The sequence below is a fragment of the Gilliamella sp. CG35 genome, from assembly GCF_046635745.1.
Taxonomy (GTDB): domain Bacteria; phylum Pseudomonadota; class Gammaproteobacteria; order Enterobacterales; family Orbaceae; genus Gilliamella; species Gilliamella apicola_I.
Genome location: NZ_JBIDFH010000003.1, coordinates 241,312 through 254,482, shown reverse-complemented (window position 1 = coordinate 254,482; position 13,171 = coordinate 241,312). Strand labels below are relative to the sequence as shown.

The 13,171-nt window shown below is 34.6% G+C and carries 12 protein-coding genes; 8 read left to right on the top strand and 4 right to left on the bottom strand.

The window, feature by feature from the left end; genetic code table 11:
* The 3 genes from ACGH4F_RS02555 to ACGH4F_RS02545 form a co-directional block, all read left to right on the top strand.
* Nucleotides 1-968, top strand: a 968-nt coding sequence (locus tag ACGH4F_RS02555) for a hypothetical protein (RefSeq protein ID WP_411589887.1), incomplete at its 5' end; no start/stop codon positions are given.
* Between the two features lie 232 nt (nucleotides 969-1,200).
* The gene (locus tag ACGH4F_RS02550) at nucleotides 1,201-2,307 is read left to right on the top strand and encodes a hypothetical protein (protein ID WP_411589885.1); all 1,107 of its coding nucleotides are present in this window, start codon (nucleotides 1,201-1,203) and stop codon (nucleotides 2,305-2,307) included.
* A gap of 39 nt (nucleotides 2,308-2,346) precedes the next feature.
* The gene (locus tag ACGH4F_RS02545) at nucleotides 2,347-3,045 is read left to right on the top strand and encodes a hypothetical protein (protein WP_411589884.1); all 699 of its coding nucleotides are present in this window, start codon (nucleotides 2,347-2,349) and stop codon (nucleotides 3,043-3,045) included.
* 1,166 nt (nucleotides 3,046-4,211) lie between these two features.
* Here ACGH4F_RS02545 and ACGH4F_RS02540 read toward each other — a convergent pair.
* Nucleotides 4,212-4,793 carry an IMPACT family protein gene (locus ACGH4F_RS02540; protein ID WP_411589882.1) on the bottom strand — a complete coding sequence of 194 codons (582 nt, stop codon included), beginning with the start codon at nucleotides 4,791-4,793 and terminating at the stop codon, nucleotides 4,212-4,214.
* A gap of 54 nt (nucleotides 4,794-4,847) precedes the next feature.
* On the opposite strand from ACGH4F_RS02540, the gene nfi reads away from it, so the two are divergent.
* Together nfi and ACGH4F_RS02530 are read left to right on the top strand one after the other, a co-directional pair.
* Nucleotides 4,848-5,519, top strand: coding sequence for a deoxyribonuclease V (gene nfi, locus ACGH4F_RS02535; protein WP_411589881.1), 672 nt, complete (start codon nucleotides 4,848-4,850; stop codon nucleotides 5,517-5,519).
* Complete coding sequence (locus tag ACGH4F_RS02530) at nucleotides 5,509-6,255, top strand: tRNA1(Val) (adenine(37)-N6)-methyltransferase (protein ID WP_411589880.1); 747 nt, start codon at nucleotides 5,509-5,511, stop codon at nucleotides 6,253-6,255. The genes nfi and ACGH4F_RS02530 overlap by 11 nt, the downstream gene beginning before the upstream one ends.
* Nucleotides 6,256-6,268: 13 nt before the next feature.
* Here ACGH4F_RS02530 and ACGH4F_RS02525 read toward each other — a convergent pair whose 3' ends face one another.
* The 3 genes from ACGH4F_RS02525 to apt form a co-directional block, all read right to left on the bottom strand.
* The gene (locus tag ACGH4F_RS02525; RefSeq protein WP_411589879.1) at nucleotides 6,269-7,678 is read right to left on the bottom strand and encodes a basic amino acid/polyamine antiporter; all 1,410 of its coding nucleotides are present in this window, start codon (nucleotides 7,676-7,678) and stop codon (nucleotides 6,269-6,271) included.
* A 45-nt stretch (nucleotides 7,679-7,723) separates the two neighbouring features.
* A complete protein-coding gene (gene ddaH, locus ACGH4F_RS02520; RefSeq protein ID WP_411589878.1) occupies nucleotides 7,724-8,494 on the bottom strand; it encodes a dimethylargininase in 771 nt (256 codons plus the stop codon).
* 281 nt (nucleotides 8,495-8,775) lie between these two features.
* Entirely contained in the window at nucleotides 8,776-9,327 is a 552-nt protein-coding gene (apt, locus tag ACGH4F_RS02515) for an adenine phosphoribosyltransferase (protein WP_267352294.1), read from the bottom strand.
* A 303-nt stretch (nucleotides 9,328-9,630) separates the two neighbouring features.
* On the opposite strand from apt, the gene ACGH4F_RS02510 reads away from it, so the two are divergent.
* From ACGH4F_RS02510 to ACGH4F_RS02500, 3 genes are read left to right on the top strand one after another with little or no spacing between them, the layout of a single operon-like run.
* Nucleotides 9,631-10,968, top strand: a complete 1,338-nt coding sequence (locus ACGH4F_RS02510; RefSeq protein WP_411589877.1) for a vWA domain-containing protein — start codon at nucleotides 9,631-9,633, stop codon at nucleotides 10,966-10,968.
* A 7-nt stretch (nucleotides 10,969-10,975) separates the two neighbouring features.
* Complete coding sequence (locus ACGH4F_RS02505; protein ID WP_411589876.1) at nucleotides 10,976-12,445, top strand: sensor histidine kinase; 1,470 nt, start codon at nucleotides 10,976-10,978, stop codon at nucleotides 12,443-12,445.
* Entirely contained in the window at nucleotides 12,426-13,109 is a 684-nt protein-coding gene (locus tag ACGH4F_RS02500) for a response regulator transcription factor (protein ID WP_267352291.1), read from the top strand. Before ACGH4F_RS02505 ends, ACGH4F_RS02500 begins: the two co-directional genes overlap by 20 nt.
* Nucleotides 13,110-13,171 lie beyond the last annotated feature (62 nt).

The following is a 13,171-nucleotide window of genomic DNA, read 5'->3' as shown; positions in this document are numbered from 1 at the left end:
AGATGTGTATAAGAGACAGTGCTAATACAACAAAGTGTGATAAAGATTCGGTTAAAAAAATAAATATAAAAACATTTTCTGGGGACAATATGAATTTATTATACCAATATTGCCCATATAATAATGAAGAATCAAAGGATTATGATGGATATCAATTATTAACGATTAACGTTGATAACAATTCATTCACCTATACAAATAATGTGATTGGAAATGAATATTTTGGTGGGGAAATGTTTTATTCAAAACTAGGTATATTCGGTTTAATCGAATCAAATACAGGTAATTCACCATTAACAATCACATATTTGAATATCAAAGATAATAATCTAATTTTATTGGGAAAAATCACGTTTGAACGACGTATGGGAAATATAATCGGTGAGCCCATTATAGAAAATATAAGTAATGAAACTATTAGAATTATCGATAATATATCTGTATTAAATAAAAAAAATATTTTGGGGGAATATTTTTTAAATTACTATGAAAGCTTTCTGTTTATTTTAGCCGATCAATTTAAACAAAATTTGTCAAAACATGAAATAAATAGATTACTAGCTAAATTAGCTAATTATCAAGATTTAAATAATTTTTATAGGCAAAAAATCTTTTTTAAAGATCGTTCTTTATGTACATATAATGAAAATCTAATTGAAATGGATGCCTTTGGTTGCCAAATAGGAAATAAGCAATTATCTATTTGTTATGATTATTTTAACAAAAGTGATCTAATATATAGATTTGGCAATAAAAACAAAATAGAATTAGAGTTGCGAAAAGAAATTTCTGACCATAAAGTTTCAATAAATCCGTTAGTTTTTAAAAAAAACATTTGGCATTATGAAGTAAATACATATCCAGATAATGCAGGAATTTTAATAAAAAAAAATAACGAGAATATTACATTTCTTAAATGTGAAAATGAAAGTGTAGAACCTTATATACTTAATCCAATATGGAATTAGAATGAAATAGGTTAGTAATAACTTGTTGACAAGTCACATGGATAAGTGAATTTTTCTGCTTATATAAATAATATCTGGTTATTTAGGAAACGCATATTTTTACAAACATTGAAAAATCATAACCCAATACTAAATTACACAAAACTAAAAAAGGTCAAACATCTGACACCTCAAATAAACTTGCAGAAACTTTTACGCCTGTAACCTTGTGCTAAAGCGGTAGGCGTGATTTATGCAAGCTGTGGCTATGGTGGATTGTTTCAATGTTAAAATTGAACTCAAAAGAAATTACACTCTAGAAGATGCCGAATTCGCTATAAATCTAATATATAAGAAGCATGGCAAGCAAATGGCAATAATAATTGAAAAAATGTATCGTTCAGAAACTGCACATTTTGAATCCTTACAATATAAGCAAACGGGGACAGGAGGTATGGAATCTTTTGGTTTACCACTATACTATGGTTGGGAGTGGTTTGGTTTTAAACAGATTACAGAAACCAGCAGTTTAAAAGAGTTTTACCTGAGTGCGAAAAAAGCGACAACCCGAAACAAAGATAATGCTTCACTGGAGAACTATAAACCAACCCTCAAAGAGACCCTAACAATATTAGATAAGCAATATAAAGGTAATGATTATGCAACATTAACACAGGGATGTTTTAAAGAAATATCCGACAAACCACACTTAACAACGGCACTAGGACGGCTGTTAGTTAATTATCAAAGTGAATGGTATGAAGAGCTGGATGCAGAAGGAAAGCGGCCGGAATGGGAAGCATTAAACAGTGAAATGACCGATGATGCGGAAAACTATTTGGGTTATATCAAAGACGGTAATGAAGCAAAACGTGATGCATATGTTAGTAAGCATGACGAAAGCAAACAAGAATCAATAAAACAAGGCTTAGAACAACAAAGAAGAGATTATCAACGTTTTCCAGATGGTTATGAAGATGCACCCGACAAGAAATTAACACAAGAGCAACTTAAATTATTGGGTAAAATAAATGAGTTAGAAGAGAAGTATAAATTATGGGAAAAAACCAAAGAAAAAGCGACAAAAATGCTGTGGTGGGATGATGTCGCCAAAGGATTAGCTAAGCAAAGTCAACAGACAGAACAAAGTGACGCAGAAACTCAAAAAGAGCAATTAGCAGACATCTCAACTAATCAAACCCAAACTTCATCAACACTTGCCACTTTAAGTCAAAATGGTCGGGTGTGGTTTATTCATCCTTTATCTTTGGTTACAGTGTTCTATGTACAACCGATCACCGCATGCATCAAATACAGTCAAATTACCTTCGGTTGGTTTTTATTGCTCTTTGTTAATTAATTTCATACTATTAACAAAAATTATTTACAGGAGAATGGTATGAAAAAGACTTTACTAGCTGGTTTCATTGGGTTTGTGTTAGTCGGGTGTGTCAGTGATATTAAATATAATTATGTGCCAGAAGTTACACAAAAAAGTTATCCCGATCTTAATGTAGTTACAACTACGTATATAGGTGATGACATGGTTCGTCAAGGCAATATTAAAACAATGGATGTCATTTCTTTTCCTGTAACAACTCAAGTTAATAGGTTTTGGAGCGCTTATATCATTGATGCAGGCGATTATCCCAAGCTAGGTGAAGATAAAAAATATTTATTTTTTGCAGCAAAAAGTGTAAACGGTAATGCTACTGTAAAAAGTGTCAATGTACCTGCAACTCCGATAGGCATAAGGGTCAGTAAAGATTCGTCTAAAAATGAAGTGTGCATATCTTTTACAACAGGAACTGATTTTTGTGAGGCTCATAAACAGTTTACCTATAAAAAGGTTAGTGTGACGAATCAAGATGGATTCCAACAAACACTGATTTACAACGGTATGGTCGGTAGTAAAATTAATATAGGATATCGAGAGTTTAATAACGATATGGCTCGTCCAGCCTTTTCTAATAATGCTGAGTATGATTTATCGCGTTCTAGAATGATAAGGTATAAAGGTACTGTTATTGAGGTTCTGCAAGCCACGAATCAGCATATAAAATACAAAGTTATTAGCAATTTTAATACCTCTCACTAAATAAGGTGGAAGAAATTACATCGTTAAAACTAAAAATTGATGTGGAAAGCATCGATTAAGCGGATAAAAAAACTTGATGATTTTTGTAAAAAAGCGGAGCGCACCGCTCTGCTACTAATGAATTCGAAAGTTGTCAACAAACTATCAAAACTCTTTCTCGAACAACTAAAGAGGTTGAAGACGTCATTGGTGTATTGCTTAATTAAGTGATCAATTTTATGTTGATTTTCGAAATTTGATTGAGAGCTTAAGAGATGTTAATACCGTCTCAAAAGAGTCAGTAAGCATAAGAAAAAATCTTTCTAAAACTTAGAAAGGTTGTTAAATAGACGTACAATTACAGTCATTTACTTACAAATATTGTGATTAAAAGTAAAAAGACATAATTGCCGAAACAATAGCTACTAAAGCAAAAGTGGACTTTCTGAATAAACTAAGAGAGCATTTATCACTCAAAACATGATAAATGAGCGTGTTCTCTAACATATAAGGATAGCCATTATTTTGAGATCCAAAAGGTAATGCTTTGTTCAAACTCTCAACTATTTTTTATAAATTTTGCCAAATGAGTTAATGATAATATCATTCGGCATAGAGCCGAATAAAATAAGGGGACAAAGGCAAGAGCAATATTGAGTATATCGTTAAAATCATCTACCTAAAAGAAAAATGTTACCTTGTTATCAAAAATTGCTTGGTGCGCAGTAAAAATCGCAAAAGAAAGTACCGCTAAAAAAACTGTATGATCACAAGTAACTATCTGATAAATATAAAATTACATTCCTAATGCGTTTTAAACTAAATCGACTAAAAAAACAACAAAAAATTGGTGGAATTTTACACCTTCCTATTTTAATTAATAAACAATAGGTTATAATTAGAGTGTTCCCTGTATACACAGGGATAAACCGTAGCGAAACAGCCTGTAGTATAACTGAATTTCGTGTTCCCTGTATACACAGGGATAAAGCAGCATAATAAATGAAAAACACATCCTATATCACTTTATTTCTTGCTTACTCAGAGCATAGAGTTATCGGTAGTGCTCAGTGATAATTTAAGAATTTCGTAGCAAGCCATTTTTTAATAAAAAAACTTTAGCAATATTATAAAAATAGTGACAGTTATGACTTTGTGAACATCTAACGGAAATTAACCAACAGGATTTATATTGGTATTATCACTCTACCACGAGTAATATCACTGATGCTTTTTTGTAGTGAAAGCAATTTATCTTGCGTAATGGCAATATTGACGTTTACCCCTATGGCATCAAAATCTTGATTTTCAATTAGTGCATCCAGTTCTTTTAAGCGATTTTCTATAATTGGCCATTCATTATAATAGCAGTGAAATTGCAAAGGTATTCGGGCAATAAGTTCAATCAATTCTGCTTTTTGTAGACAATGACTGGCTGACCCACCATAGGCTCGTATCAAGCCACCTGTGCCAAGCTTGATTCCGCCAAAATAACGAGTTACCACCACCACTACTTGATCACAATCTTGTCCTTCAATCGCTGATAGAATTGGACGCCCTGCGGTGCTGGTTGGTTCGCCATCATCATTAAATCGATACTGTTGACCAATTTTCCATGCCCAACAATTATGTGTTGCGTTAGGATCGCTAATTTGATCGATAAAATCCGTTGCTTGCTGGGCATTAATAATGGGCGCCGCATTGACAATAAAGCGGCTTTTTTTAATTTCTTCTGTCAGTTCGGTTGGATTTGCTAATGTATATGGCATACTAAATCTGGTAAAATCATTTTATTGCCGTTAATAATACTCAGCAGAAAGAAAATGTCTATTAATTTAGAACAATTGAAACTAACCCAGCAGCAATTAGCTGAACAAGTAAACCTAACCGATGATTTTAATTCATCAATCACTTTAATTGGTGGTACCGACGTAGGTTTTGAAGATGAAGGCAAAACCACCCGTGCCGCTATTGTGATTTTAACGTATCCGGATTTTGATGTGGTGGAATATCATGTCGCGCGATTAAAAACCGAGTTTCCTTATATCCCTGGTTATTTATCTTTTCGTGAGTATCCTGCTTTACTTTCTGCTTGGGAGCAGGTCGAACATAAACCTGATTTATTGTTGGTTGATGGTCAAGGTGTTGCGCATCCAAGGCGATTAGGTATTGCCAGTCATCTTGGTTTACTATTGGATATGCCAACCATTGGTGTCGCTAAAAAACGCCTTTGCGGTCATTATAATCCATTACCTAAAGTCGCCGGTCAAGTGACGCCTCTCACCGATAAGCAGCAACAGATAGGTTGGGTATTACAAAGCAAGAATAATTGTAATCCGTTATTTATTTCATCGGGTCATCGTATTAGTCAAGATAGTGCGTTGAATTGGGTCAATCTATGTTTACGTGGTTATCGTTTACCTGAACCTACACGCTGGGCGGATGCAGTGGCGTCGAATAAACCGTTATTTAAAAAATTTATTCATGCAAAATAAATCACAATCGTTAAAAAAAGGGGGCTTTACGTTTAAGCGCTTTTTTGTTGCGCATGACAAAAGTCCGATGAAAATCACCACTGATAGTTGTTTACTAGGGGCATGGGCTCCAATCTTTTCTTCAACTCATAAGGTGCTTGATATCGGTTGTGGTTGTGGCGTGATTGCGTTAATGCTTGCACAGCGCCTTGAACATCAAGCTTGTCAAATTGATGCAGTTGATATTAATGCGCAAGCGGTCAATCAATGTCAACAAAATAGCCAACAAGCAGGCTTTAAATCTGTATCAGCAATACAGGGTGATATTAATCGTTTTCAGGTGAAGAGTGACAATGGTTATGATTTGATTGTAACCAATCCGCCTTATTTTGAGCCGGCCGTGGATTGTCGAAGCAGTCAAAGGCAATTAGCCCGTTATACAGAAAGTTTAAACTACACACAGCTTATTGATTCAGTCAAACGATTATTAAAGCCAGACGGTCTATTCTGTTTGGTGCTGCCTTATCATTTAGCAGATCAATTTAGGCAATTATGCGAATCAAATCATCTATTTTTACAACAGCTGTTGCAGGTGAAGTACACGGCAGACAAACAATTTTCTATATCATTAATGGCGTTTGCTACAAAGCCTAATGCGAATGTCATTGAACAACAACTGTGTATGCGTTGTGATGATGGGCAGTATTCGCCTGCTTTTAGAGCGCTATTAGCGGATTTTTATTTGTTCCAAAAATAGCGCTAAGGGTTAGTTAATCCAGCATGACATAAAAATACATAACGGCAATAATGGCTAATATTATGATTGCGATTGCATAGATTTTGTCATGAACATAACTGAAGGCAGATAGGGATCGCTGCTTACGTGCGTATAAGTAAAATATTAGCCCAATTGCATACAATATCATTGATAATAATAAGTAAGACATCCCACCAGCATAAATTAACCATGCGCCATAAATTGATCCCGCAGCCCCAATAAAAATCAGGTAAACTTTGCGAGATTTTATGGCTAATTTAAGGACGAATAAAGCTGATAATAAATAGGGGATTAGTACCATTGAGGTAGATAATTGGATTAAAGTGTTATAACCCGAATGGTAGAAATATGCGAGAACAATCAATAGGCTGATCAAGCATGATGTTAGGTATAATGCATTGGCAGGCGTGCCATTTTTATTTAATTTGCCAAAACAGCGTGCAACGGTATGATTATTACCTTGCCCCGTTAAAAAAAGCATTTCAGCAGCAAGCATTAACCAGGATAATAATCCACCACTAACCGAAACAATCAGCCCAATATTAATTAATGTTGCTCCCCAACTACCAACTACATGCTCAATGACTAAAGCCATTGAAGGATTTTTCATTGCAGCCAGTTCTTGTTGAGGAACAATACCCAGCGACAGAACAGACACACAGATGAGCAATAAGCTAGTAATAGCAAAACCAAAAAAAGTTGCTCGGCTTATGCTTAAAATGTTTTTGGCTCGTGAAGCATATACCGTTGCGCTTTCGATACCTAAGTAAACCCATACGGTATAAAGCATAGTATGCTTTATTTGATCCACGATTGAGCCAAGTTGTGGCGTTCCCCAAAAGTCAATTTTGAATGTTGAAACCTTGAAAGCAAGAATAATGCAGACAATAAACAGACCAATCGGGACAATTTTTGCTAATGTGACTAAGCAATTTAATAAGAAAGCATGATAAATCCCTTTTAAAACAAGGGCATTAACCAGCCATAAAAAGATGAGTCCGCCTATGACTGCTGGTAAGGTTGTGCCATTACCAAAATAACTAAAGCAATCAAATGATCCTAACGCGCTAAATAAGATAACTAAATAACTGGCACACGACATCCATGCAGATATCCAGTATCCCCAAGCTGCGTTGAATCCTATATAATCACCAAAGCCTTCACGGACATAACCATATAAACCATCGTTAATCTTATAAAAACGAATCGAAAGATACTGAAATATCCGTGTCAGCATTAACATGCCAAAAAGCGTTATGATCCACGCAATTAAAATAGCGCCAGCACCAGACGCTTCAGCCATGTTTTGCGGTAAACTAAAAATACCACTTCCGACAATACTGCCAACCACAAGTAAGGTTAAAGGAAGTATGCCTAGTTTTGTGCGGGTAGGTGTATTCATAATTTTGTCTTATCTTGCGTTTAATTAGACTTTGGCAGTGTTTAATTAAAATCGTAATGACATGCAGCTAACGCCACCATCGACTTTGCGATATTCTGATGTATCAACTTCGATCACTTGATAGCCTAAAGCTTCGATCTTGGCTTTGGTAATTGGGTAACCAGCTGGCATGATGACCCGATCATTAACCCAAATACAGTTAGCGGCATAGCTTTCATGTTCTGGAATTTCAATAATGTTCAGATGTTGAAATTCGGGTTTGGTAATAAATTCGCCGGCTGCTAATAAATTGTTGTTTTCCAGATAAGCCAATCCTGTTTTTAAATGTAGCACTTTTTCAAGTGTGACCACCGAACCGGTTAAGCCATATTTTTGTAATATAGCAATCATTTGATTAACACCTTCTTGATTAGTACGTGCCGATAATCCGATATAGTAGTGATCTTCCACCATCATAATATCACCGGCTTCAACCGTGCCCGGAGCCGTAATCTTTTCGACTTTATTTGGGTAAAATCGTTCAATGGTATCGATGATGATTTCAGTCTCGTTACGTCTACTTTCTGCCCCTGGTCTGGTGATAATGGCACAGTGTGGCGTACACAGTGCAACATCTTCAACAAAGACCGAGTCAGGAAAGCGTTCATCGGCGGGTAATAGGGTGATATCAACATCACATTGCTGTAAGGCTCGGATATAGTTGTTGTGTTGGTCTAAGGCTTTTTGATAATCAGGCTTGCCTAAATTTGCTGAAGTTAATCCATGAATTAGAGATTTGGCAGGCGTTCTGGCAATGATATGGCTAAATTTTTTCATGTTTGATTTATTTCCTATTTAATAATTATGCGATATTTTTGAATAATAATTCAAATTAAAATGTAAATCAAGCATTAAGTTGATTTTTTATTCACTTTTTAATGAGCGTTTTTTTAGGCGTGTGGTTGATTTAAATTGAGTATTATTGCGTAGCGTTAGTTGTGGTAGTTGGCGATCAGTATTGAATAAAAACGAAGTTAATATACAACATGGACAAAAGTGAAGGGAGGAGTTAGCTCGTAGCATGAGTAGGGCGACAACATCGCCCCAGTAGACTAAGATTATTCACCGGCAAAATCAACGAGGGTAAAACAGTTAATACCCAGATCGGTTAATTTTGTTTTACCATGCAGATCCGGTAAATTAATAACAAATGCGGCATCTTCTGCTATACCACCTGCTTTTTGAATTAATTTAGCAGTTGCAGCAACCGTTCCACCTGTTGCAAGTAAATCATCAATAATCAGCACACGTTCATTCGGTTTAATTGCATCTGAATGGATTTCAAGTGTATCGGTTCCGTATTCAAGTTGATACTCTTCTTTAAATACGTGACGTGGTAACTTATTGGGTTTTCGAACTGGCACAAAACCAACGCCTAACGCTAATGCAATTGGTGCTGCAAAAATAAAACCACGCGCTTCAGTACCGACAACTTTATCAATTTTTTTATCTCGATAGTGATCGATTAACAATTCGACCGAAGTTCTAAATGCGACAGGATCTTCAAGCAGACTGGTAATATCACGAAATAAAATTCCTTGCTTAGGATAGTCTGGAATGGTGATAATGCTGTTTTTGATAAGCGCAAGTTTTTCTTGTATCTGAGTCATATTAAATGTTCTCTAAATATTCTCTTTTTAAGAATGGCTAATTTTGTATTATATACCTTCGTTCTTTGTGCTTGCAATAAACAAACCGTAACAATGCAGTAAAAGCGGTCGATTGTTCATCATTTGATTGATACATGTTGAAAGTCGGGATGAAATGATTCCTTTTTAAATAAAAAATTTAATTGGCGTTTTCCTGTCCTAAAACGGTATTTTTTACAACTTTTTACAATTAAATACAACTATCTGACAGTTTGATTGGTCAAATCAATATAATGACATAAACTTTTTATATAAGGAAAAACAATGAAATTAATTAAAACAGTCCTATTAGCAGGGCTTTCAATATTAAGTTTATACAGTCATGCTCAAGTCAATAAGCAAATTGAAATTCGCTCGGAACTTGCATCGCCAATTGTTATGCAAAATTCCCAAGAGAAGAATTATTTAAAAATTTCGTTAACCGGTCATGAATTTGATTCAGCAAAACGGGTTCCTATTAATTTGGCAATAGTAATTGATCGCTCAGGCTCGATGCAAGGTGATCGTATTGTTAAAGCAAAAGAGGCGGCTATCTTTGCTATTAACATGCTTAATGAGAATGATACTTTATCTGTCGTTGCTTATGATAATGATGCAAAGGTGATTATTCCTTCAACCAAAGTTAACAATAAACAAAAATTGATTAGTTTAATAAAAGAAAATATTGTTGCAGATGGTGGCACAGCGTTATTTGCCGGATTAAGTAAAGGTATCCATCAAGTTGAAAAACAGTTGTCTAAAGATAATGTTAATCGCATTATTTTATTATCGGACGGGCAGGCGAATATTGGTCCGACATCCGTTCAAGAACTTTCTGAACTTGCCATTATTGCCGCCAAAAAGAATATTTCTGTCAGTACTTTTGGTATCGGTGAGGATTATAATGAATTATTGATGTCATCGATTGCCAGTTATAGTGATGGTAATCATGTATTTGTTAATGATTCTTTAGATCTTGAAAATGTATTTGCCCGTGAGTTCAAGGATGTAATGTCAACGGTTGCCCAACATGTTAAGATCAATATCTATTTAAAAGATGGGGTAAAACCGGTTCGTTTATTAGGTAGAGACGGCATAATCAAAGGTAATCAAGTAACGGTAACAATGAATCAAATTTATTCTAATCAAGAAAAGTATATTTTGTTAGAGGTCGAGCAACCACAAGGTAAAGTAGGCGAAGAAAAAACAATAGCGGAAATTGATTTAGTGTATGATGATTTGTTAGATAAGAAAACTCAAAAAGAAAAACAATCAGTAAAACTTGCTTATACCGATAATCTGGAAGCCGTAAAAAAAGCCTTGCGCCAAGATGTCGTTACTGAGATTGAAATACAAGAAGTGAATGAAAATAGCGTTAAAGCATTAGAACTCTATAATAAAGGCGATCGAAAAGCTGCGCAGAAAATTCTAGAGGATAACAGTTATAGGCTTGAAGCAGTTGCTAATATGTATCCAGAATATGCGAATAGAGTGAAAGATGATATGAAATGGAATAAAAAAATGGCAGCAGATGCAGTTAATGAAAGTGGAAATGGCAAAATTTATAGTAAAGAAATGGCAGAAAAGCAACAAAATACTAAACTGGGTGTGATTAAAAAATAACGAAAGTATGAAACAATTAGCAGCGATTCTCTCTTGTATAATATTTGTAATGGCACTTAGCTATCTTGGTTGGCGTAGTATTGAACATGAAGTTTTAATGCGCCAACATCAGCAACGAATGTTAGCACAAAGCCGGTTGGAGAATATAAAATCATCGATTGAATTGCTGTTAAATCAGCGTTCTGTTTATTTGATTAGCTTAATTCAACTTTTGGAAAAGGGCGTAGGTACGTTTGATAATCTGTTAGAATCACAATCGGATATTAAAAATGCTTTCGAAATTCGCCATAATAACATTGTTTATATCAGTAATAGTAACGATCTGCAATGGGTTAAATTTGTTGAGTCGATTAAGTATGATAATGCAATTTTAATCAATCCCAATTCATCGAATGAATTATCTCAGCCAACCTCGGGCTGGTATCAGTCTTATGATCATCTGATTTTTTGGTCTAAAAAGGGTAACATTATCAAGGGATTTGAGCTATCAACGATTAAATTTGCGTTAGATATTATTCGGTTATTTGAAGATCAATCTATCGATGATAATTTCAGTCTCTATGATGGTTCAAAACAAATCTATGTTCATGGTCACTCGACAATCAATGACATTAATGTGATGCTTGACTATCCACTACAGAATTGGCAATTAACTTATTATTATTTATCACCAAACTTTGTTACCTTTTATTGGTTAGGTGGTGGAATATTATTTTTGTTTATTGTGTTAGTTATTGGTATCGTTTGTTATGTTTATCGAGAATATACACTAGCGATTCGTTTAGCTAAACAACAAGTTAGCTTTGTTGGGCAAGTTTCACATGAGTTTAAAACGCCATTAACTAATATCACACTTTATTCAGAAATGTTAAAAGAACGGTTAATCGATGAACCTTTTCCTGTACCTGAATATTTGGATGTGATCACCAGTGAAAGTCAGCGATTAACTCGCTTAGTGCAAAATGTACTTAATTTAAGTAAGCCAGCTAAACAGAATTTTAAAGCCGTTAATTTAACGTTGCTCATTGAGCGAGTTTTTCAAACTTTCAATCCCGTTCTTAAAACAAAATCATTGCAACTGAATTTGATTTTAAATTCGAATAAAAATCACACTATCTTTACCGATGAAGATAGTGTGATGCAAATCATAAGTAATTTTTTAAGCAATGCTGAAAAATATGCCGTAAATGGCAAAAATGTTGATTTATCACTGACGACTAATGATAAACAGACTATTATCACCGTGCGGGATTATGGTCGTGGTATCCCTAAGCATCTATTAAAGAAAATTTTTAAACCCTTTTATCGGATAAATTCATCCATTACCGAAGGCGTTTCGGGAACAGGAATTGGGCTTACTATTGCCAACCAATTAGCGCAGCAATTGCAGGGTACTATCAAGGTAACCAATGAAAATCCGGGTACTGCGTTTTCATTAATTTTAACGGAGCATGTGCATGAAGATTTTAATCGCTGAGGATGATCATAACATTCGTAAAGGAATGTCGGATCTTTTACAACAAGAAGGTTATACCATCCTTCAAGCTGAAAATGGGAAAACTGCGCTTAAATTGTTTAAACAGGATAAACCTGATTTTATCATTTTAGATATTATGATGCCCGAAATGGATGGGTATTGTGTTTGTCGTGAGATTCGAAAATTAGATGATGATATACCGATTCTTTTTTTATCCGCTAAAGATGAAGAAATCGATCGCGTTATTGGTTTAGAGCTTGGCGCTGATGACTATATGAGTAAACCTTTTGGCATTCATGAACTTCGAGCAAGAATCAAAGCTATTGCTAAACGTTATTTAAAATTAAAACATGCTAACCATATAAACGATGAATTTTTTTATTTTGGTGATTTGACGGTTTATCCAATCGAGTTATGTGCAAAACGTAATCAACAAGTAATCGAGCTTTCACTTCGAGAAATCAAAATTATATCTTGCCTGTATCAACATCAAAATCAAGTTGTGACAAGGGATATGCTTTTTGATTATGTATGGGGATATGATTATTCACCAAATAGTCGAACACTTGATCAGCATATCTCTAAATTACGTAAACAAATTGAACTCGATCCATTGAATCCTGTTTTAATTAAAACCATTCATGGCTTCGGTTATCGACATTAAAATCGGGTGATTTATTAAATCGTTCTGCCTGAATTGAAATTTAAAAGCGATGTAATTGTTGT

Excerpts from the sequence above, each read along its gene's own strand:
- ACGH4F_RS02550 (WP_411589885.1), top strand. The coding sequence starts at position 1,201 with ATGCAAGCTGTGGCTATGGTGGATTGTTTCAATGTTAAAATTGAACTC.
- ACGH4F_RS02545 (WP_411589884.1), top strand. The coding sequence starts at position 2,347 with ATGAAAAAGACTTTACTAGCTGGTTTCATTGGGTTTGTGTTAGTCGGG.
- ACGH4F_RS02540 (WP_411589882.1), bottom strand. The coding sequence starts at position 4,793 with ATGCCATATACATTAGCAAATCCAACCGAACTGACAGAAGAAATTAAA.
- nfi (WP_411589881.1), top strand. The coding sequence starts at position 4,848 with ATGTCTATTAATTTAGAACAATTGAAACTAACCCAGCAGCAATTAGCT.
- ACGH4F_RS02530 (WP_411589880.1), top strand. The coding sequence starts at position 5,509 with ATGCAAAATAAATCACAATCGTTAAAAAAAGGGGGCTTTACGTTTAAG.
- ACGH4F_RS02525 (WP_411589879.1), bottom strand. The coding sequence starts at position 7,678 with ATGAATACACCTACCCGCACAAAACTAGGCATACTTCCTTTAACCTTA.
- ddaH (WP_411589878.1), bottom strand. The coding sequence starts at position 8,494 with ATGAAAAAATTTAGCCATATCATTGCCAGAACGCCTGCCAAATCTCTA.
- apt (WP_267352294.1), bottom strand. The coding sequence starts at position 9,327 with ATGACTCAGATACAAGAAAAACTTGCGCTTATCAAAAACAGCATTATC.
- ACGH4F_RS02510 (WP_411589877.1), top strand. The coding sequence starts at position 9,631 with ATGAAATTAATTAAAACAGTCCTATTAGCAGGGCTTTCAATATTAAGT.
- ACGH4F_RS02505 (WP_411589876.1), top strand. The coding sequence starts at position 10,976 with ATGAAACAATTAGCAGCGATTCTCTCTTGTATAATATTTGTAATGGCA.
- ACGH4F_RS02500 (WP_267352291.1), top strand. The coding sequence starts at position 12,426 with ATGAAGATTTTAATCGCTGAGGATGATCATAACATTCGTAAAGGAATG.